The sequence below is a fragment of the Streptomyces sp. NPDC007917 genome (assembly GCF_042959105.1).
GTDB lineage: Bacteria > Actinomycetota > Actinomycetes > Streptomycetales > Streptomycetaceae > Streptomyces.
The window spans coordinates 24,197-43,888 of record NZ_JBIBKK010000003.1 but is presented as its reverse complement, the minus strand read 5'-3'; the positions used below and the strand labels follow the sequence as shown (position 1 = coordinate 43,888).

Sequence of the window (19,692 nt, the reverse complement as noted above, 5' to 3'; positions counted from 1 at the left end):
GTGCGGATGTCGTTCGGCCGCGGGGGCCGGTGGCTCGGCTACCTCGCCTCCCCGTGGACCCGGGGCGCCGCGGCGGTGCTGGCCGGGGCGCTGCCCGCGCTGGCCTTCCCCGAGCCGTCGCTGTGGTGGCTGGCGTACGCGGCGCTGGTGCCGTGGATCCTGCTGGCCCGCTCGGCCCCCACCGGCCGGCGGGCGGCCCTGGACGGCTGGCTGGGCGGGGCGGGGTTCCTGCTGGCGGTGCACCACTGGCTGATGCCGAGCCTGCATGTGTTCATCGTGGTGCTCGCGGCGCTGCTCGGGCTGTTGTGGGTGCCGTGGGGCTGGCTGGTGCGCGGGCTGCTGCACGGCCGGCCGGGGCCGGGCCGGGTGGCCGCGGCCCTGGTGCTGCTGCCCTCCGCGTGGCTGCTGGCCGAGCTCGTACGGTCCTGGCAGTACCTGGGCGGGCCGTGGGGCCTGCTGGGTGCGAGCCAGTGGCAGGTGCCGCCCGCGCTGCGGATGGCGTCGGTGGGCGGGGTGTGGCTGGTCAGCTTTCTGATCGTGGTGGTGAACGTCTCGCTGGCCCTGCTGGCCGCGGTGGCCGGGACGCGCCGGGTGGCGCTGGCCGGGGTCGTGGCGTGTGCCGCGGCGGCCGCCGGGGTGTGGAGCTGGGCGCCGGTGCCGAGGCCGGCCGGCGCGGTGCGGATCGCGGTGGTGCAGCCGGGGGTGATCGACGTCCCCGGACCGCGCTTCGACCGCAGTGAGCGGCTGACCCGGCAGCTGGCCGGCCGCCACCTCGACCTGGTCGTGTGGGGCGAGAGCAGCGTCGGCCAGGACCTGGCCGCGCGGCCGGACCTGAGCCGGCGGCTGGCCGCGCTGTCCCGGCGGGTGGGCGCCGATCTGCTGGTCAACGTGGACGCGCGGCGCAGCGACCGGCCGGGCATCTACAAGAGCTCCGTGCTGATAGGGCCACACGGCCCCACCGGTCAGCGGTACGACAAGATGCGGCTGGTGCCGTTCGGCGAGTACATCCCGGCCCGGTCGGTGCTGGGCTGGGCCACCTCGGTGGGCAAGGCGGCGCCCGAGGACCGCAGGCGCGGCACGGAGCAGGTCGTGATGCGGCTGCCGGACGGATTGCGGATCGGGCCGCTGGTCTGCTTCGAGTCCGCGTTCCCCGACATGAGCCGCAATCTGGCGCGGGTCGGGGCGCAGGTGCTGGTCGTGCAGTCGGCGACCTCCACCTTCCAGCACAGCTGGGCGCCCGCGCAGCACGCCTCGCTGGCCGCGCTGCGCGCCGCGGAGACCTGGCGGCCGATGGTGCACGCGACCCTGTCCGGGGTGAGCGCGGTCTTCGGGCCGCGCGGCGAGCCGGTGGGCGGGCGGATGGGCACGGACACCAGCGCGGCCATGGTCTACGAGGTGCCGCTGGCCCGCGGCACCAGCCCGTATGTGCGGACCGGGCCGTGGACCGTGTACGGATCGCTGGCCGCGCTCGCCGCCTTCGGCGCGGTCGAGGGCGCGGGCGCGCTCAGGCGCCGGCGGCATGCGGAGCCGGTTGGCGATGCGGGCGTCTCCGAGAACGGACCGCGGAACTCCGGTGTGCTGTAAAGGAGTTACAAAAGTGCCTGATGTATCGTGGTGGGCGGCCGAGCGCTGCTGATCCATCGCTTGTGGCTCGATGAACGGGGTGGCGGAATGAATCTCCGGATAGTCATGCACGGCCCCCACAGTGGTGTTGAATTCCGTTCGCTCTACAAATGGCTGCGTCGGCACAGCGAGGAACTGCGCGCGGCCGGGATCGAACTGGGAGAGCCCGGCTCTCCCCCCGGCCCCGAGGAGATGGGCGGGGCCTTCGAGGTCGTCCAACTCGTCGTTGACGCGGTGCCCGCGTACGGCACCCTCGCACTCGCCTTCGCGGCCTGGCGCGGCAATCACACGCCTCGTTCCGCGGTGACCTTCGAGCGTGACGGGCTGAAGGTCACCTTCGACAGCGCCGACTCGCTGACCGAGGAATCCGTGCGGCTGGCGCTGCGGGAGCTGCTGGGCGGCGCCGGGGACGACGGCCGGGAGAGCGAGGAGAGCGAGCGGGACGGGGAAGCCGGAGACGCGGCATGACCGGCGGGGACGACGCCGCCCCGCAGTCCCAGGGCGAGCCCGGGAGAATGGATCCGAAGAAGTCGGCCTGCGTGCTGATCGGGGTCAGCACATACAAGCACCTCCCTGATCTGCCGTCGGTGCCCGGGAATCTGAACGCGCTGAAGCGGCTGCTGGCCGACGATTCCGTATGGGGGCTGCACCCGGACCGGATCAAGCCGGTGGCCGACCCGCAGACGGTCGGAGACATGACCGATCCGATCTACGACGCGATCGAGCGGGCCACCGACACGCTGGTCGTCTACTACGCGGGACACGGGCTGCAGACCCTGGAGGACGAGCAGCTCTATCTGACCGCGTCCTCCTCCCGGAGGAACCGCAGCGAGACCACCCTCGCCTACCGCAGACTGCGGCAGATCCTCGAGTCCTGCCGGGACCGGGTCAAGCGCCGGGTGGTCATCCTCGACTGCTGCCACAGCGGCCAGGCCCTGGACGGGATGGCCGTGTCCGACAGCGCGCTGGCGGACACGGAGCTGAAGACCAAGGGTTCGTATGTGCTGACGGCCACGGCCAGGGACGAGAAGGCGGTCGCGGACTCCACGAAGCCCTACACGGCGTTCAGCGGCGAGCTGATCAAGATCCTGCGGACCGGCGATCCGCGCCACCCCGACCGGGAACTGCTCTCCCTCGACGACATCCACAAGCTCCTCGTCCACGCCCTGGACCTGCGCAGCCTGCCACAGCCGCACAAGCAGGACCAGGACGGCGTCGGCACACTGCCGTTCGTCCGGAACCGGGCGTCCCGGCACCCGCCGCGGCCCCCGGAGTACTGGACCCGGCGCAGACGGGCCTGGGCCGGGCTGACCCTGGCGACGACCCTGGCGGCGGGGGCGGCGGGGGGCCACTGGGCGCCCGAGCTGTGGCGTTCGGATTCCGGGGGTGCGGCGATACCGGGCCCCTGCGGAGAGGAGAGCCGCGCCACGCTGCTCGCGGTGTCCGACCAGCTCGACGAACCCGGCTACGACGAGTTCCAGGGCAGCGAGGTGGCGGGGCTGTCCGCGCTCGCCCTCGCGGACGGGAGCGGGCGCGCCTACGCGGTCCGGGACGAGACCCCCGCGCAGATCTTCACTCTCTCCCTCGGCTCCCCCGGCGCGCTCCCCGGCAAGCTGGACCCGCGCGTCACGGACGTGCAGGGGATCTACGAGCCCGACGGGTCGAAGTTCACGACATTCGACGGCGAGGGGCTGGTCGTGGAGAAGGGCGGGAGAACCGCCCTGGTGAGTTCCGAGAAAGGACCCGCCATCCGCCGGATCCGCCTCAGCGACGGGAAACAGGTCGGCGGGGACCTGCCGCTGCCCAAGACCTTCTATCCGCCGCCGGACGGAGTGGCCGAGAGCACGCGGAACGTGGAATCCCTCGCCGTCACTCCGGATGGAAAACTCCTCTACGCCGGGATGGAGGCGCCCCTGCTCGGCGACGAGGACGTCCACGGCCGCCATCAGCTGCGGATCGAGCGCTACCGGGGCAGCTCGGGCGGGCGCTACGTACCCGACCGGCAGATCGGCTACCAGACCGAGGAAGGCCTCTACTTGAGCGAGCTGGTGGCCGTCGGGCCGGACCGTCTGCTCGCCCTGGAGCGCGGCTACATCCGCGGTCTCGGCAACGGCGTGCGGGTCTACGAGGTGGACCTCCGCGGCGCGGCGAACCTCATCGACACCGACCGCCTGGTCAAGGACGACAGCGACCGGATGGCACACAAGACGTTGCTGGTCGACCTGGCCGACTGCCCCCCGGGCGATGTCCGGACGGACGACGACCAGCAGAACCCACTGCTCGACAATGTCGAGGGGATGGCGCTCGGCCCCGTGATCCCGGCCGGCGGGGCCAAGGTGCCCGCGGGCAGCCGCGCGCTGTATCTGATCTCGGACAACAACAGCAGGTCCGAGCAGACGACCCGGCTCTACGCGCTCGCCGTCTCCCTCCGGGGGCCCTGACCCCTGTCCTCACCCCGGCGGGCCTCCCCCTGGCGGCCGGCCCCCTGCCGCGCCCAGCCGCAGCGCGAGCCGACCGATCGCGGCCCGTACGCCGTCGTCGTACGGGCCGCAGGCCAGCCCTTGGGCGGTGGCCCGCGCGAGGGCGAGCTGGCCGCGGGCCGCTTCCCGCTGACCGAGCTTCGCGTAGTCGGCCGCGAGGTTGAGGTGGAGGCTGGGGTAGAAGGCCCGCACCTTGGTGGCCGCGGGGCGGCGGTCCACGCCGGCGATCCGGTCGGCCGCGGCGAGCGCCAGCAGGTCCCACATCAGCTCGTCGGCCGGGTCGTCCTGGGTGTCGGCGATGTAGTGGGCGAGGGTGCAGCGGTGGAGGGGGTCGCCGCCGTCCCCGCCGTCGTGGAGTTCGCGCCACAGCTCGGCCAGACGGTTGCGCGCCTCCTCCCGGTCGCCGCCGCGGTGCAGCATGACCGCCTGCCCGATCCTGGTCGGCACCGCGTCGTCCTCGGACGCCTTGCGCCCTGCTCCCGCCATCGCGGCCTCCCGCTGGCCTCCCGCTGTTCCGGCATTCCTTCGAAACTAGCCGCCGCCGGCGGCGATCCGGGGCAGCGCGCTCATGCGATCAGCCCGACGGGGCGTAGCGCTGGGCCAGTTCGGTGATGGTGCGCGCGACCGCTTCGCGCAGCTCGGGCGGGCCGAGTACGTCGGCCTCCGCGCCCAGCCACAGCAGGTCGTGGGTGGCGACGGGCAGCGACTCCACGGGCAGCACCACCCGCACCCGGCCGTCCGCGTCGGGCGGGCCCGCGGCCGCGGCGGCCGCCGCCCCGGGCGCGCCGAACTTCATCGGGAGCAGCCGCAGTCCGCGCGGGGTGAGCAGCAGTTCGGCCTCGCTCTGGAAGCGCATCTCCTCCAGCCGCCGGGACGACTGGGCCCAGTAGGCGGCCAGGTCGAACCCGGTGGGCCGCTCGAAGGTCTCCGCCAGGACCTCGGCGTCCAGGATCCGCGACACGCGGTAGGTGCGCACGCTCGCCGTGGCCTGCGTGCCTTCCCCGCTCTCCGCGCGCGCCACCATGTACCAGATGCCGCCCTTGAGGACCAGGCCCAGCGGGTGGAGCTCCCGCCGCACCTCGCCGCGCCAGCGGCGGTAGTCCACGCGCAGCACCCGCGGCCGCCACACCGCCTCGGCGACGGCGCCGAGGTGGGGGACCTCCTCGGCGTCGCGGAACCAGCCGGGCGCGTCCAGGTGGAAGCGCTCCTGGATGCGCCGGGACCGCTCCCCCAGCTCCGCGGGGAGCGCGGCCCGCAGCTTGAGCTGGGCGGTGGCCAGGTCGGCGCCGAGGCCCAGCTGGGCGGCCGGGCCCGGCATCCCGGCCAGGAAGAGGGAGTCGGCCTCGTCGCCGGTGAGCCCGGTCAGCCGGGTGCGGTAGCCGTCGAGCAGCCGGTAGCCGCCGGCCGGGCCGCGGTCGGCGTAGATCGGGATGCCGGAGGCGCCGAGCGCGTCGATGTCCCGGTAGACCGTGCGGACCGAGACCTCCAGCTCCGCGGCGAGCTCCGGCGCGGTCATCCGGCCCCGGTTCTGCAGCAGCAGGAGCAGGGAGAGGAGGCGGTCGGCGCGCATGGCTCCCATTGTGCCGCCGTACCTGACAGGAGGTGTCAGGTACGGCGGACAACATACTTCCCGGCCCGCGCGGCACGGACCGCGCGGGGCCCTGGGAACCATCGGAAGGACACCGCATGACCACGAACGCCACCGGCACGTTCACCTTCGCCAACTGGGACGAGAGCACCGTCGGCGAGGCCGGTGACGGCACCAGGCTGGCCCGCGCCACGGTCACCAACAGCTTCTCCGGGACCTTGGAGGCTGAGGGTACGACCTGCGAGTACGCGATCACCTACTTCACCGACAAGACGGGCGTCTGCACCGGCTACGAGCTGGTGACCGGCACCCTCGGCGGGCGCACCGGCAGCTTCGTCTTCGTGCAGCACGGCGCCTTCGGCGAGGACGGCAAGATCCAGTGCTCGCTGGAGGTGGTGCCCGGCTCCGGCACCGGCGAGCTGACCGGGCTCACCGGCAAGGGCGGCTACGTGGCGATGGCCGGCCAGCCCACCACCGCGTACAGCTTCGAGTACGACCTGGGCTGATGCCCGTCATCCCCTGATGACGGTCACCCGGCCTGGGCGGCCAGGTTCGGGATCCGCCAGTCGACGGGGGTGTGTCCCTGGGCCTTGATCGCCTCGTCGATCTGGGTGAAGGGGCGCGAGCCGAAGAACTTCTTCGCCGACAGCGGCGAGGGGTGCGCGCCCTTCACCACGGCGTGCCGCTCCTCGTCGATCAGCGGCAGCTTCTTCTGCGCGTAGTTCCCCCACAGCACGAAGACGGCCGGGTCGGGCCGGGAGGCCACGGCGCGGATCACCGCGTCGGTGAACTTCTCCCACCCCTTGCTCTTGTGGGAGTTGGCCTCGCCGGCCCGGACCGTCAGCACCGCGTTGAGCAGCAGCACGCCCTGCCGGGCCCACGGCATCAGATAGCCGTTGTCCGGGATCGGGTGGCCCAGCTCCTCCTTCATCTCCTTGTAGATGTTCCGCAGCGAGGGCGGGGTCTTGACGCCGGGGCGCACCGAGAAGCACAGCCCGTGCCCCTGTCCCTCGCCGTGGTACGGGTCCTGCCCGAGGATCAACACCTTCACCTGGTCGTACGGGGTGGCCTCCAGAGCTGCGAAGACCTCCTCACGCGGCGGGTAGACGGGACCCTTGGCCCGCTCCTCCTCGACGAACTCGGTGAGCTCCTTGAAGTAGGGCTTGTCCAGCTCCTCGCCGAGGACGCCGCGCCAGGACTCGGGCAGCATGTCGGTCACGTCAACAACCTCCGGTGTTCGTTCTCTTGACGTGCCCCAGAACCTACCGGCGACCACCGACAACGGCTCAGGCGGCATCCAGCTTCGCCCGCAGCTCGGGCGCGAGCTGCAGGTCGACGGCGCCCAGCGCCTCCTCGAGCTGGGCCACGGAGCTCACCCCGAGCACCGGGATCACCGGCTTCGCGGCCCCCATGAGCCAGGCGAGCACCACCTGGTTCGGGGTCGCGCCGGTCTCCTTCGCCACCTCGCGCAGCGCGCCGAGCCGCCGCTCGGTGCCCGGGTGGTCGTACTGCTCCAGGATGCGCTTGTCGTCGCGGGTGTACGCGCCGTGGATCAGCGAACCGTACGCCAGCAGCGTCATGTCCTCCTGGGTGTCGATGTACTCGACGAGATCGACCCCCGCGTAGCCCCGGTGGCCCTGGGTCCCGAAGCCGGCCCCGGGCCGCGGCTGGAGGTAGGTGTAGCGCTGCTGGACGCAGCTGTAGCGGGCCAGGCCGCGGTCGGCGGCGTACTGCCGGGCCGTCGCCACCGCCCAGGAGGCGTGGTTGCTGCAGCCGAGGACGCCGACGCCGCCCTCCGCGACGAGCTCGGCGAACGCGCCGACGGTCTCCTCCATCGGCACCGTGCGGTCCTCGATATGCGCGTAGTACAGGTCGATCCGGTCGGTGCCCAGCCGCCGCAGGCTGCCCTCGATCCCGGTGCGCACGGTGCCGGCGGCCAGCCCCTCCCAGTTGGCGGGCCACTCGCTCCCCCGCGCGGGGTCGGGCCGGGCGCCGACCTTGGTGGCGACCACGGTGCTCTCCCGTCGGCCGCGGCTGCGCATCCAGCGGCCGAGCAGTTCCTCGCTCTCGTTCCCGGTGCCGCCCGGCGCCCAGATCGAGTAGTTGTTGGCGGTGTCGACGAAGGTCCCGCCCGCCTCGGCGAAGCGGTCCAGGACGGCGAAGGACGTCTTGTCGTCGACGGTGCTGCCGAACGGGAGAATGCCCAGGCACAGGGCGCTCACCTCGGGCCCGGTGCCGCCCGCCAGGGTCAGATAACGCATCGTGCGCACCTCTCCTCACACAGAAGTCTCAAGGTGCCGGACCGGGTGGATCCGGCACCTGAGACTGTGCTCCTTGGAGTGTGCGCCAACACAAGCCCTCAGCCGACTCCGGCGTTGAGGAAGATGCCGCCGTCGACCACGAGCGTCTGCCCGGTGATCCAGGCCGCCTGGTCGGAGGTGAGGAAGGCGGCCACCCCGCCGATGTCCTCGGGCACGCCCAGCCGGCCCAGCGGGTAGGCCGCGGCGGCCTCCGCCTCGCGCCCCTCGTACAGCGCGGCGGCGAACTTGGTCTTCACCACGGCCGGGGCGATGGCGTTGACCCGCACCCCGGGCGCGAACTCGTGAGCGAGCTGCGCGGTGAGGTTGATCATGGCGGCCTTGCTCACCCCGTACGCCGCTATGAAGGGCGAGGTCGAGAGGCCGGCGACCGAGGCGATGTTGACGATCGCCCCGCCGTTCTCCTGCTGCCAGGCCTTCCAGACCCGCTGGGCGAGGCCGAGCGCCGAGACGACATTGGTCTCGAAGACCTTGCGCAGCACGCCCAGGTCGAGGTCGGCGATCGGTCCGAAGACCGGGTTGGTGCCGGCGTTGTTGATCAGGAAGTCCAGCCGTCCGAACGCCTCCATCGCCCGCTCGACGGCGACGGCCTGGTGCGCCTCGTCGTGGGCCTTTCCGGCCACGCCGATCACCCGGTCCGAGCCCAGCCGCTCGACGGCCTCCTTGAGGGCGTCCTCGTTGCGCCCGGTGATGCACACCCGGTCGCCGCGCGCCACCAGCGCCTCGGCTATGCCGTAGCCGATGCCGCGACTGCCGCCCGTGATGAGCGCGGCGCGGCCGCTGTCCGAAGTTTCCGCGGTCATGTGGTCAGTTCTCCCGTCAGTTCCCCGTCAGTTGAGCGGGCCACCGGCCACGTACAGGACCTGGCCCGAGACGAATCCGGCCGCGTCACCGGTGAAGAACGCGATGGCGTTGGCGATGTCCTCGGGCTTGCCGACCCGGCGCACCGGGATCTGGCTCGCGGCGGCCTCCTGGAACTCCTCGAACCCCATGCCGACGCGCTCGGCGGTGGCGGCGGTCATGTCGGTGGCGATGAAGCCGGGCGCCACGGCGTTGGCGGTGACGCCGAACTTGCCGAGCTCGATGGCCAGGGTCTTGGTGAAGCCCTGCAGACCCGCCTTGGCGGCGGAGTAGTTGACCTGTCCGCGGTTGCCGAGCGCCGAGCTGCTGGAGAGGTTGACGATCCGGCCGTACTCCGCGTCCACCATGTACTTCTGGCAGGCGCGCGACATCAGGAACGCGCCCCGCAGATGGACGCCGATGACCGTGTCCCAGTCGCTGTCGCTCATCTTGAAGAGCAGGTTGTCGCGGAGCACACCGGCGTTGTTGACGAGGATCACCGGCGCGCCGAGCTCTTCGGCGACCCGCCCGACCGCGGTCTCCACCTGGGCCGCGTCGGACACGTCGCAGCCCACGGCGATGGCGGTGCCGCCCGCGTCGGTGATCTTCTTCACGGTGTCCGCGCAGGACGCCTCGTCGAGGTCGAGCACGGCGACGGCGCGGCCCTCCCGCGCCAGGCGCACGGCGGTGGCCGCGCCGATGCCGCGGGCGGCGCCCGTCACGACGGCGACGCGCTGCTCGGTGGTGGACATGCGGGTTCTCCTCGCCTCGGGGGGCCCACCGCCCGGACGACGAAGGCGGTGAGCGACCGCTTAGTCGCTTCAGCCTACGAGACGCTAGAAGGCCCACTACGCCATGTCAACGACCGGGCCGCCGCATGCCCACCGCTCGAGCCCTCAGCGCACCAGCAGGTCCAGCAGACGCTCGGTCTCCGCCTCGGCGTCATGGGTCAGACCGGTGTGCACCGGGCCCGGCTGGACGACGGTGGAGCGGGGGGCGACCAGCCAGCGGAAGCGGCGCCCCGCGTCGTCGCCGGCGGCCTGCCCGGCCCGTTCCCCGCCGCAGCACACGTTCTCCACGGCCGCCAGCGCCGCCCGTACGCCCGCCACATCCGCCTCGGGGTCCAGCGCGAGCAGCCGGGCCTCGTCCAGGTGGGTGCGGGCCGCCACGAAGGACTGGGCCCGGCAGTACACCACGACGCCCGCGTTGATCTGTTCCCCGCGCTCGACCCTCGGGACCACGCGCAACAGCGCGTACTCGAAGACCTCGCGGCCGCCTGTCCGCCCGCTCACTCCGACGCCTTTCCCTCGACCCGGATCCGCAGCCACTCCGGAGCCCGGGACGGCTTGTCCCCACTCGGCGGGCGCTGGTCGCCCAGGGTGATCCGGTCGCTGATCGTAGCGGCGCGCCGCAGCAGCAGTTCGACATAGCGGCGGCGCACCGCGTCCGGGCCGTCGAAGCCGGGCTCGTCGACCAGCCACTCGTCGGGGACGTCGGCGGCGACCTCGGTGAGCAGTTCCTCGGTGATCCGCGGCGCCAGGGCCTCGGCGGCCGCGGCGAGGTCCGGGTTGAAGGGCGCCAGGACGTGGTCGGAGGCGTCGTAGGGCTTGGCGGCCACCGCGTCGGCGCCGCGCCAGCTGTGGTGCCAGATCATCGTGGCGCCGTGGTCGATGAGCCACAGCCGACCGTGCCAGACCAGCATGTTCGGGTTGCGCCAGGACCTGTCCACGTTGCCGGTGAGCGCGTCGAACCACACCACGTGCCCGGCCTCGGCGGAGCCCACCTCGAAGGCCAGCGGGTCGAAGCCCAGCGAGCCGGGGAGGTAGTCCATGCCGAGGTTGAGCCCGCCGCTTGCCTTGAGCAGGTCCTGGACCTCCTCGTCCGGCTCGGCCAGGCCGATCACCGGGTCGAGCTGGATCCGCACCAGATCCGGGACGCGCAGGCCGAGGCGGCGGCCCAGCTGCCCGCAGATGACCTCGGCGACCAGGGTCTTGCGGCCCTGCCCGGCGCCGGTGAACTTCATGACGTAGGTGCCCAGGTCGTCGGCCTCGACGATGCCGGGCAGCGAGCCGCCTTCGCGCAGCGGTGTGACATACCGGATGGCGGTGACTTCAGGGAGCATTCGCCCAGCCTATTCAGCGGGGCAAACGCATTTCGTGGCGGCTGAACGCTGGGGGTGCCGCGCACGTATTGTCTTGCGGAAACATACCCTCATCAGGAGGCACCACCATGGCGGAACCGGCGATCACCGGGCGACCCACGACCACCCGCCGCGCCTTTGTCACCGCGTGTGGAGCGGCCGGGCTCGCCGCCGCGCTCGCGGCGTGCGGCAGCGACGGCGACTCCGGCTCGGAGGCGTCGAAGAGCAGCGGAGCCGGCGACTCGGGCCAGACCGGCGGGGGCGACGGCGTGCTGGCGAAGACCTCCGAGATCCCCGAGGGCGGCGGGAAGGTGTTCAAGGACGAGAAGGTCGTGGTGACCCAGCCCAAGGCGGGCGAGTTCAAGGCGTTCTCGTCGGTGTGCCCGCACGCGGGGAACCCGGTCGGGGACGTCTCCGGCGGCACGATCAACTGTCCGTTCCACGGGAGCAAGTTCGCCATCACCGACGGCAGCGTGAAGGCCGGCCCGTCGACCAAGCCGCTGCCCCCCGCGGAGATCAAGGTGCAGGGCGACACCATCTCGATGGCCTGACGGCCGCGGGCCTCACCGCGGCCGGGACCGGCGCCAGCAGGCGATGACCTCGTCGGCCGTGGTGACCGTGGCGACGAGGGCGAGGGTGTTGCGGATCACCGCGGGGGTGTAGTCGACGGGCACCCCGGCGATGGCGTCGGCGGGCACCACGGCCGTATAGCCGAGGTTGACCGCGTCGAAGACCGCGCCTGGAATCGCCACATTGGCCGACACGCCGGTGATGACGAGGGTGCGGCAGCCCAGGTTGCGCAGCAGCGCGTCCACGTCCGTCCCGGCGATCGGCGAGAGGCCGTGCAGCCGCCGCAGGACCAGGTCCTCGGGCGCGACCGGGATCGGCTCGGCGATCCGTACCGCGTCGCTGCCGGTCAGCTGCTGGACCGGCAGCCGTTCGGCGGCGCGGAACAGCCGCGCGTTCCGGTTCGCGCCACGCCCGTCGGCGCGCCGCTCTGCGACCGCGTGCAGGACCTGTACGGGCGTGTCGTGCGCCGCCGACACCAGGCGCGCGACCGTGTCGAGCGCGCCCGAGTCACGGGCGGCGGCGGCCAGCTCGGGCAGGGCGCCGTCCGGGCCGACCACCCCGCGCTGGCACTCCACGGTGAGCAGCGCGCAGGTGGCGGGGGCCAGCAGTTCGGACAGCGTTTCGCGGGCGTACGAGGGCATGGTGGGCCTCCTGCGGGCGGCGGGCCGGTCCGGCCGCGGGAGGCTAACCGCCATTGCGCATGGAAGGAAGAGGCCGCATTCTGTGCGGCACACACCAGTCACCGGGAGGTGCCGGGACCGATGGCCGTTACCCAGCGGCGGGGCCGCCGCATCATGATGACCCAGGAAGAACTGGACGCCTACCTCTCCGAGCAGCGCACCTGCCGGGTGGCGACGGTCTCGCCGGAGGGGCGGCCGCACATCAGCCCGCTGTGGTTCGGCTGGGACGGTGGCTCGCTGTGGCTGTACTCCCTCACCCGCAGCCGCCGCTGGTCGCAACTGCTGCGGGACCCACGGCTCGCCGTGGTGGTCGACGACGGTCATGAGTACGGGGAGCTGCGCGGCGTCGAGCTGGCCGGCCGGGTGGCGATCGTCGGCGAGGCGCCGCGCACCGGCGAGCCGTGCCCGGAGCTCGACACGCCCGAGCGGCTGTTCGCGGCCAAGTACTTCGGGCTGTCCGCCATGCCGTACGACGGCCGCCACGCGTGGCTGCGCCTGACGCCCGACACGGTCAACTCCTGGGACTTCCGCAAGCTCCCCTAGGCCCTGTCGTCAAAGGCGGGACTTTGACGACAGGGCCTAGGCCCATGCGACACCACGCGGGACAGCCGGATGTGCCCGGCTGCCCCGCGTCACCGGTCTCGAGAGCAGGAGCACGGCTTATGGGCCCAGCGTGTCCCCGGGCATCGGTGTCGTGCGCAGAACCCAGGTGCCGCAGGAGGTGATCACCGACCCGGTGCGGGAGCAGGTGATGCCGTGCACGGTCCCCGACGTGGTGATGACGTCGACGAAAATGTCACTGCCGTCGCCGCCGGGGCCGACGTCAATGGACGCACCGCAGGCGCCCACGGGTACCGCTCCTCCCTGGTCGGAGAGGTCCTCCCAGTCGATGGGCCCGCCGGGAGAGGTCTCGTCACCCACGTAGGGGATTCCGAAACTGACGGCCGCGTAGAAGGCCCCGCCGCCGGCGGCTTCCTGACGGACGGTGTCGATGTCGAAGCACTCGTTTTGGGTCCCCGGGGGCCTCGGGGGCTTCTCCTCACCGGGCTTGCCGGGTCTGCCGGGACCGGGGATGGAGTCAGGGTCGGGGGCGGGTTCGGGGGCGGGTTCGGGATCATCCATGGAGACGGCCCGGTCAGCGGCGACGACGTCAGTAGCCGCCTGCGATGTCACTCCGGGGCCTCGCGCCTCGGCGGGCAGGACGCCCAGTACGCCTACCAGCGAGACGGCGGCCAGTGAGGTGATGCCGCCGAACGCCAGCCGTGAATACCGCACTCGCGGCGATGCGGCCCTGCTTTGAGGACGCATTCAGTACTCCCTTGGGCTTGAGCCGGGCAATCTCCCGGAAACGTCTTCGTATCCTGAGGAGCCTTCCACCCAAATCCCGGTGTTTATGTGACGAATCATTCGATCAGCCCAATGCGGGACAATGACGCCGCGCCTCAGCCGCCGAACCGCTCCCCCACCTCCCGCAGGACGTCGACCGCCGCCCGTATCGAGGGCCTGCGGTCGGCGTCCGCGCGCCAGATGGCGTAGACATGGCGCCGCATGGTGTGCTGGCGCACCGGCACCACCCGCACCCCCTCGGGCACCACACCGCGGCCCAGCCGGGGCACCACGGCGACGCCGAGCCCGGCGGCGATCAGCGCGAGCTGGGTGTGGTGCTCCCGCGCGGTGTGGCAGATGCGCGGTTCGAGACCCTTGCCGCGCAGGGTGATCATCAGCCAGTCGAAGCAGAACCCGCCCTGGGGCCAGGAGATCCACTCGTCGTCCCCGAACTCCTCCGGGTCCACCGCCTCCCGGTCGGCCAGCGGGTGGTCGGCGGGCATCGCCAGATCCACCGGATCGTCCAGCAGCGGCGCCTTGACCAGCCCGTCGGGCATCGGCAGCGGCTTGTTGTACCAGTCCAGGACGACCGCGAGGTCGATGTCGCCGCGGACCACCGCGGGCACCGACTCATCGGGCTCCATCTCCTGCAGCCGGGCCCGCAGCTTGGGGTGGGCGATGCGCAGCCTGGACAGCACGTCGGGGAAGATGCCGCGGACGGCGGTGGGGAAGGCGCCCATCATCAGCTCCCCGACCGCCTGGCCGCGCTGCGCCTCGAGGTCGGCCTGGGCGAGCTCGACCTGGGAGAGGATGCGGGCCGCGTGGTCGGCGAGCAGCCGCCCGGCGTCGGTGAGCCGCACGCCGCGGCCGTTCTTGGCGAGCAGTTGCTGCCCGGTCTCGCGCTCCAGTTTGGCCAGCTGCTGCGAGACGGCCGAGGTCGTGACGTGCAGCCCTTCGGCGGCACCGCTCACGGAGCCGTGGCGGGACACGGCGTACAGGGTACGGAGGCGTTCCAGGTTCAACATGTAAGAGATGCTACGCGATACCGCGTACGAAATATAACTTGCCCTAAGAGGTCGGCAGAGGCCAAGGTGGCGTCATGACCACAGCGACCGCCTCGCGCACCGCCACCCCCGGCCGCACCACGGCCACCACCGATCCGGCCGCCACCGCCCGCCGCCCGCTCCTGGACTGGCGGATCCGGTTCGGCGCACTCGCCCTGATCTGGGGCTTCAGCTTTCTGTTCATCAAGGTCGGCACCGAGGCGTTCGCTCCGCTGTACGTCACGCTGGGGCGGATGGTGTTCGGCACCGCCGTCCTGGTCGCGGTCCTGGTGGTGAAGCGGGAGCGGCTGCCGCGGGGCGCCAGGGTCTGGGGCCATCTGGCCGTGGCCGCCTTCTTCCTCAACGCGCTGCCGTTCTCGCTGTTCGCGTACGCCGAGCTGACCATCCCCTCCACCCTGGCCGGCATCTGCAACGCGACCTCGCCCCTGTGGGGCATGGTGCTCGCCGTGGTGGCGGCCTCCGACGACCGGCCGAGCCGGCAGCGCGTCGCGGGCCTGGGCATCGGCTTCGCCGGGGTGCTGGTCGTACTCGGCGTCTGGCAGGGCTTCTCCGGCCAGGACCCCGCGGGCACCGCGATGGCGCTGGCCGCCTCGCTCAGCTACGCGGTCGGCTGGCAGTACGTCCGGCGCACGCTGAGCGGCTCCGGCCACTCCCACCTGGCGATGTCCGGCGCCCAACTGCTGATGGGCACGGCTCAGCTGGCGGTCGTCGCCCCGCTGTTCGCCCCGGCCCCGGACTCCTTCCCGGTGCTGCCGCTGCTGTCGGTGGTCGCGCTGGGCGCGCTGGGCACCGGCTTCGCCTTCCTGGTGCAGTACGGCCTGGTCGAGGAGGTCGGCCCGACCACCGCCATGATGGTGACGTACTTCGTCCCGGTCATCGCGACCGCGGCGGGCGTGGCGATCCTCGGCGAACACCTCACCTGGAACACCCCGGTCGGCGCGCTGATCGTGCTCGCGGGCGCGGCGCTGACCCAGACGCGGCCGCGCGCCAAGGCCCCACGGGCCTGAGCGGCCCGTCCTCTCAGTCATAGCGCCCCGCCGGGGCCGGTCCCGTCGCCGACGCGAGCGCGTCGGCGAGGGGGCCGATGTCGTCCATGCCCAGCGACGAGACGGTCAGCCGAAGCCCGGGCGGCGAGGCGATCCTGAACCGGGCCCCGGGCGCGACAGCCCAGCCGTTCCGCAGCAGCCGGGCGACGGCGCCGGTCTCGTCGGGGACCGGCACCCATACGTTCATCCCGCTGCGGCCGTGGGCGGTGATCCCGCGCTCGCGCAGGGCCCGCACCAGCGCGTCGCGCCGCCGGTCGTACGAGGCGGCCACCGCCGCGACGTCCACCGCGCCGGTCTGCCACAGCCGCACCAGCGCGTCCTGCAGCAGATGGCTGACCCAGCCGGGGCCCAGCCGCTGCCGGCCGCGCACCCGGTCCACGGTGACCATGTCGCCGGTCAGCACGGCGACCCGCAGATCGGGCCCATACGCCTTGGCGGCGGACCGCACCAGCGCCCAGTGCTCCGTCCCGCCGGCCAGCGGGTGGAGCGGCAGGTCCACGATGCCGTGCCCGTGGTCGTCCTCGATCAGCAGCGGCCTCGCCCCGGACGGGCAGCGGTCCAGGGCCGTACGCAGCGCGCGGGCGCGCTCGGCGCTCACCGCCCCGCCGGTCGGGTTCTGCGCCCGGCAGGTGACGACCAGCGCCCGCGCCCCCTTGCGCAGCGCGTCCTCGACCTGCTCCTGCAGCGGCCCTTCGTCGTCGACCGCGACGGGGACGACGCGCAGCCCCAGCGCGGGGACCAGGTCGAGCAGACTGCCCCAGCCCGGGTCCTCGACCGCGACCGCGTCGCCGGGTTTCAGATGGGCGGCGAGCACGCGCTCGATGGCGTCCAGCGAACCGGAGGTGACGGCGACCGGGCCGCCCGGCACCCCGTCCGCGTCCAGGGCGGCGCGGGCCACCCGGGCGAGCTCGGGGGAGACCTCGGGCGCGCCGTACAGCGCCGGGCGTTCGTCACTGCGCGCGGCAGCCGCGGCCAGCGCCTCGCCGAGCGACGGCAGCAGGGCGGGGTCGGGGTTGCCGTCCCCGAGGTCGCGCACCCCCTCGGGAGCCTCGACGCGCAGCAGCTCACGGGAGGTGGTGGCGGGGCGCGGGCGCACCCGGCTCCCCTTGCGGCCCGCGGTCTCGATCACTCCCCGGTCCCGCAGTGAGCGATAGGCGGCGGCGACGGTATTGGGATTGACGCCCAGCTGGGCGGCCAACTCCCGCATGGGCGGAAGGAGTTGGCCGGGGGCCAGGTCACCGGCGCCCACGGCACGCTCGACACTCGCGGCGATCTCAGCTGCGCCGCGCCCTTCGATCCGATACTCTCCTAGCACAAAAGATATTTTGTACTAGTTCAAAGGAGAGGGCAAATGGCCGCCGCGCGCACCACCCCGGACGCCTACCAGCCGACCGACCGGACGGTGCCCACCCGGTCCCGCGAGCGCGCCTCGTACGACCGGGAGCTGGTGCACTCGATACTCGACGAGGGCTACGTCTGCCATCTGGGTTTCGTGCGCGACGACACCCGCACCCCCGTTGTTCTGCCGACGCTGTACGCGCGGGTGGGCGAGCGGCTGTATGTGCACGGCTCGACCGGCTCCCGCCCGCTGCGGATGGCGGCCGGCGGCGCGGACGACCCGGGCATGCCGGTGTGTCTGACCGTCACCCATGTCGACGGGCTGGTCCTGGCCCGCTCCGCCTTCCACCACTCCATCAACTACCGCTCGGTGGTGGTGCACGGCGCCGCCCGCCAGGTGACCGACACCGCCGAGCGCGCCACGGCCCTCGACGCCCTGGTCGACCATGTCGTGCCCGGCCGGGCCGCCGACTCCCGGCGGGCCAACGCCAAGGAGCTGGCCGCCACCGCCGTACTCCGCCTGGATCTCGCCGAGGTGTCCGCGAAGGTCCGCTCCGGCGGCCCGAACGACGAGCCCGAGGACCTGGCGCTCCCCTACTGGAGCGGGGTGGTGCCGGTGGCGCGGACCTACGGCACGCCGGTGCCCGCCGACGACCTGGGGGGCGACACGCCGGTGCCCGCGTATCTCACGCGCCTCTGACAGCCCGGACACGCCGACCCTGACGACTCCCGAACCGCTCGGCACTCTTCCGGCGAACCCCGACCCGCACTCTTCCGGCGAAGCCCGACCCGCCCGCGCCGGACCCCCTGCCGGTCAGCGGGCGGTCGGCGAGTCCGGCGCCCGGTCGGCGCCGTCGGCCACTACGGGCGCATCAGCCCCTCCCGCCGCTTCCGCCGCTTCCGCCACGGAGTGCATCCGCGCCCCCGGCACCGACCCGGCCACCGGCTCGGCCGCGACCGCCTTCGGCGCCGAGGTCTGGGCGATGAACGCCCCGGCCAGCACCACCGCGCCCCCGACGATCTGCGGAAGCGACAGATGCTCGTCCAGCAGCACCCAGGCCAGCACGGTCGCCACGACCGCCTCCAGACAGGCCACCACGCCGGCCACCTGGGGCGACAGCCGGCGCACGGAGAGGACCCCGGTGAGGTAGGCGACCACCGTCGCGACCAGGACGATCCACCCGAGCAGCAGCACGGCGGGCACCCGCGCGCCGGCCAGGTCGGCCCGGCCGGCCAGCACCGCCCAGTCCAGCTCCCAGGGGCGCGCCACGACCGTCAGCGCCACCGCGCCGACCAGCAGCCCATGCGCGATGACGCCCAGCGGGTCGGGGGCGTTCTCGCTGTCGCTGCCGTGGTCGGACAGGACGAAGTAGCCGACCTGGCAGCAGGCGGCGGCCAGGGCGAGCAGCAGCCCCACGGCGTCGAAGCTCAGCCCCGACCACACCTCGACCACACAGGCCAGTCCGCCGACCGCGAGCACGACCCCCACCGCCGCGGCGCCGCTCACCGGCCGCCGCTGGACGAACCGCACCCAGCCGAGAACCAGGGCGGGGGCCAGATATTCGACGAGGAGCGCGACACCGACCGGGATGCGCGAGATCGCGCCGAAGTAGCACGCCTGCACCCCGGCGACGGCCAGCAGGCCGAACCCCACCAGCAGGGCGGGGCGGCGCGCGGGCAGATCGCGGTGGTTCCAGGCGACCGGGAGCATGACCAAGGCGGCGCCGGCCACCCGCAGCCAGGTGACATGGAGCGGTTCCAGGCCCGCCTCGATCAGCGGTTTGGCGGCCACCCCCGACCCGCCGAACGCGAGTGCCGACGTGAGCGCAAGCGCAAGACCGGTGTTCCTCGCCCGTCCCGGGCCCTGCCCCTGAGTGTTGTGCATCGGATCATCATGTCAGCTCGCGACAGGACCGTCACGTCGTTGACTGCTGGCACAGTCCCCCGTCCAGGGCCGCGACCAGCAGCTCCGTATCGACGCCCGCCCGCCGCGGCACCTCCGCGGCGCGGCACCCCGGGTCGCCCGCGAGGACGGCGAGGAGCTCGGGCCCGTCGGCCCGCGGCGCCCCCGGGCCCTGGCCGGCCGAATCTCCTCCTCACGGAGGAGCCGGAGAACTGACGGTTCATCAGTATTGAATGTTCGAGACGCCGGGGCTACGTTGCGCGACACCGCTGAGGCGCCGAGCCACAGCGCCCGACCTGAGCGATCGCACGGAACTCCACGGAAGGGGTGGCCCCATGGCCGAGGTCAGCGCCCAGGCGCGCATCGAGGCACCGGCCGAGAAGGTGTGGGCCCAGCTGACGGACTTCGCCTCCTGGGGCCAGTGGAACGTGACGCACACCGGCTTCCCGGAGGGCGGCCCCGCCGCGCTCGACGTGGGCGCGACGTATCAGGAGAACATGAAGCTGATGGGCTTTCCGGCGGAGGTGATCTGGACCATCGAGGCCAGTGAGCCGGCCCGGGTGTTCGCCACCCGGGGCAAGGGCCCCATGGGGGTGAACCTCGCCATGCGCTATGCGCTGACGCCGGAGGGCGAGGCCACGACGGTCCGCATCGACGGCGAGTTCACCGGCCCGGCGGTCTCCCTGATGGCCGGGAAGCTCAAGGACTCGGCGACCGCCGCCCTCAACGAGTCACTGCGCAAGCTCGGCGGACTGGTCGCCTGAGCCCTGCCCGGC

The 19,692-nt window shown here is 72.8% G+C and carries 22 protein-coding genes; 9 read left to right on the top strand and 13 right to left on the bottom strand.

Features of this window, described 5'->3' with window-relative positions:
* Window positions 1-6 precede the first annotated feature (6 nt).
* The 3 genes from lnt (at window position 7) to ACFZDL_RS06155 (ending at window position 4,064) form a co-directional block, all read left to right on the top strand.
* Entirely contained in the window at window positions 7-1,584 is a 1,578-nt protein-coding gene (gene lnt, locus ACFZDL_RS06165; RefSeq protein ID WP_353593292.1) for an apolipoprotein N-acyltransferase, read from the top strand.
* Between the two features lie 87 nt (window positions 1,585-1,671).
* Window positions 1,672-2,091 (top strand): hypothetical protein, encoded by a 420-nt coding sequence (locus tag ACFZDL_RS06160; protein WP_353593110.1) that lies wholly within the window; start codon window positions 1,672-1,674, stop codon window positions 2,089-2,091.
* Window positions 2,088-4,064: an esterase-like activity of phytase family protein gene (locus ACFZDL_RS06155; protein ID WP_353593109.1), complete on the top strand. Its 1,977-nt coding sequence runs from the start codon at window positions 2,088-2,090 to the stop codon at window positions 4,062-4,064. The genes ACFZDL_RS06160 and ACFZDL_RS06155 overlap by 4 nt, the downstream gene beginning before the upstream one ends.
* A gap of 9 nt (window positions 4,065-4,073) precedes the next feature.
* On the opposite strand, the gene ACFZDL_RS06150 is transcribed toward ACFZDL_RS06155, so the two are convergent.
* The gene (locus tag ACFZDL_RS06150; protein WP_353593108.1) at window positions 4,074-4,589 is read right to left on the bottom strand and encodes a hypothetical protein; all 516 of its coding nucleotides are present in this window, start codon (window positions 4,587-4,589) and stop codon (window positions 4,074-4,076) included.
* Window positions 4,590-4,677: 88 nt separating this feature from the next.
* Window positions 4,678-5,682, bottom strand: a complete 1,005-nt coding sequence (locus ACFZDL_RS06145; RefSeq protein WP_353593107.1) for a WYL domain-containing protein — start codon at window positions 5,680-5,682, stop codon at window positions 4,678-4,680.
* 107 nt (window positions 5,683-5,789) lie between these two features.
* On the opposite strand from ACFZDL_RS06145, the gene ACFZDL_RS06140 reads away from it, so the two are divergent.
* Window positions 5,790-6,197: a DUF3224 domain-containing protein gene (locus ACFZDL_RS06140; protein ID WP_353593106.1), complete on the top strand. Its 408-nt coding sequence runs from the start codon at window positions 5,790-5,792 to the stop codon at window positions 6,195-6,197.
* A 23-nt stretch (window positions 6,198-6,220) separates the two neighbouring features.
* Here ACFZDL_RS06140 and ung read toward each other — a convergent pair whose 3' ends face one another.
* From ung to ACFZDL_RS06110, 6 genes are all read right to left on the bottom strand, one after another.
* Window positions 6,221-6,901, bottom strand: a complete 681-nt coding sequence (ung, locus tag ACFZDL_RS06135; RefSeq protein WP_353593291.1) for a uracil-DNA glycosylase — start codon at window positions 6,899-6,901, stop codon at window positions 6,221-6,223.
* Window positions 6,902-6,977: 76 nt separating this feature from the next.
* Window positions 6,978-7,952 carry an aldo/keto reductase gene (locus ACFZDL_RS06130; protein WP_353593105.1) on the bottom strand — a complete coding sequence of 325 codons (975 nt, stop codon included), beginning with the start codon at window positions 7,950-7,952 and terminating at the stop codon, window positions 6,978-6,980.
* Between the two features lie 98 nt (window positions 7,953-8,050).
* A complete protein-coding gene (locus ACFZDL_RS06125; RefSeq protein ID WP_353593104.1) occupies window positions 8,051-8,812 on the bottom strand; it encodes an SDR family oxidoreductase in 762 nt (253 codons plus the stop codon).
* 27 nt (window positions 8,813-8,839) lie between these two features.
* Window positions 8,840-9,601 (bottom strand): 3-oxoacyl-ACP reductase FabG, encoded by a 762-nt coding sequence (gene fabG, locus ACFZDL_RS06120; RefSeq protein ID WP_353593103.1) that lies wholly within the window; start codon window positions 9,599-9,601, stop codon window positions 8,840-8,842.
* A 144-nt stretch (window positions 9,602-9,745) separates the two neighbouring features.
* Window positions 9,746-10,141 (bottom strand): DUF3037 domain-containing protein, encoded by a 396-nt coding sequence (locus ACFZDL_RS06115; RefSeq protein ID WP_353593102.1) that lies wholly within the window; start codon window positions 10,139-10,141, stop codon window positions 9,746-9,748.
* Window positions 10,138-10,971 carry a HipA family kinase gene (locus ACFZDL_RS06110; protein ID WP_353593101.1) on the bottom strand — a complete coding sequence of 278 codons (834 nt, stop codon included), beginning with the start codon at window positions 10,969-10,971 and terminating at the stop codon, window positions 10,138-10,140. The genes ACFZDL_RS06115 and ACFZDL_RS06110 overlap by 4 nt, the downstream gene beginning before the upstream one ends.
* A gap of 107 nt (window positions 10,972-11,078) precedes the next feature.
* Here ACFZDL_RS06110 and ACFZDL_RS06105 point away from each other — a divergent pair, with 107 nt between their 5' ends.
* The gene (locus tag ACFZDL_RS06105) at window positions 11,079-11,540 is read left to right on the top strand and encodes a Rieske (2Fe-2S) protein (RefSeq protein WP_353593100.1); all 462 of its coding nucleotides are present in this window, start codon (window positions 11,079-11,081) and stop codon (window positions 11,538-11,540) included.
* Between the two features lie 12 nt (window positions 11,541-11,552).
* Here the strand turns inward: ACFZDL_RS06105 and ACFZDL_RS06100 are convergent, their stop codons facing one another.
* On the bottom strand, window positions 11,553-12,200 hold the full coding sequence (locus ACFZDL_RS06100) for an isochorismatase family protein (protein ID WP_353593099.1): 648 nt from the start codon (window positions 12,198-12,200) through the stop codon (window positions 11,553-11,555).
* A gap of 120 nt (window positions 12,201-12,320) precedes the next feature.
* Between ACFZDL_RS06100 and ACFZDL_RS06095 the strand changes: the two genes are divergently transcribed.
* Window positions 12,321-12,782, top strand: a complete 462-nt coding sequence (locus ACFZDL_RS06095) for a pyridoxamine 5'-phosphate oxidase family protein (protein ID WP_353593098.1) — start codon at window positions 12,321-12,323, stop codon at window positions 12,780-12,782.
* A gap of 117 nt (window positions 12,783-12,899) precedes the next feature.
* Here ACFZDL_RS06095 and ACFZDL_RS06090 read toward each other — a convergent pair whose 3' ends face one another.
* On the bottom strand, window positions 12,900-13,514 hold the full coding sequence (locus ACFZDL_RS06090) for a hypothetical protein (RefSeq protein ID WP_353593097.1): 615 nt from the start codon (window positions 13,512-13,514) through the stop codon (window positions 12,900-12,902).
* A 167-nt stretch (window positions 13,515-13,681) separates the two neighbouring features.
* Window positions 13,682-14,590, bottom strand: coding sequence for a LysR family transcriptional regulator (locus tag ACFZDL_RS06085; RefSeq protein WP_353593096.1), 909 nt, complete (start codon window positions 14,588-14,590; stop codon window positions 13,682-13,684).
* A gap of 74 nt (window positions 14,591-14,664) precedes the next feature.
* Here ACFZDL_RS06085 and ACFZDL_RS06080 point away from each other — a divergent pair, with 74 nt between their 5' ends.
* Window positions 14,665-15,636, top strand: coding sequence for a DMT family transporter (locus ACFZDL_RS06080; RefSeq protein ID WP_353593095.1), 972 nt, complete (start codon window positions 14,665-14,667; stop codon window positions 15,634-15,636).
* A 13-nt stretch (window positions 15,637-15,649) separates the two neighbouring features.
* On the opposite strand, the gene ACFZDL_RS06075 is transcribed toward ACFZDL_RS06080, so the two are convergent.
* The gene (locus ACFZDL_RS06075) at window positions 15,650-16,990 is read right to left on the bottom strand and encodes an aminotransferase class I/II-fold pyridoxal phosphate-dependent enzyme (RefSeq protein ID WP_353593094.1); all 1,341 of its coding nucleotides are present in this window, start codon (window positions 16,988-16,990) and stop codon (window positions 15,650-15,652) included.
* A 36-nt stretch (window positions 16,991-17,026) separates the two neighbouring features.
* On the opposite strand from ACFZDL_RS06075, the gene ACFZDL_RS06070 reads away from it, so the two are divergent.
* The gene (locus ACFZDL_RS06070) at window positions 17,027-17,713 is read left to right on the top strand and encodes a pyridoxamine 5'-phosphate oxidase family protein (RefSeq protein ID WP_353593093.1); all 687 of its coding nucleotides are present in this window, start codon (window positions 17,027-17,029) and stop codon (window positions 17,711-17,713) included.
* A gap of 114 nt (window positions 17,714-17,827) precedes the next feature.
* Here the strand turns inward: ACFZDL_RS06070 and ACFZDL_RS06065 are convergent, their stop codons facing one another.
* Window positions 17,828-18,898: an EamA family transporter gene (locus tag ACFZDL_RS06065; RefSeq protein WP_353593092.1), complete on the bottom strand. Its 1,071-nt coding sequence runs from the start codon at window positions 18,896-18,898 to the stop codon at window positions 17,828-17,830.
* Between the two features lie 353 nt (window positions 18,899-19,251).
* On the opposite strand from ACFZDL_RS06065, the gene ACFZDL_RS06060 reads away from it, so the two are divergent.
* Window positions 19,252-19,680 (top strand): SRPBCC family protein, encoded by a 429-nt coding sequence (locus ACFZDL_RS06060; protein WP_353593091.1) that lies wholly within the window; start codon window positions 19,252-19,254, stop codon window positions 19,678-19,680.
* The last annotated feature ends 12 nt before the right edge of the window (window positions 19,681-19,692 follow it).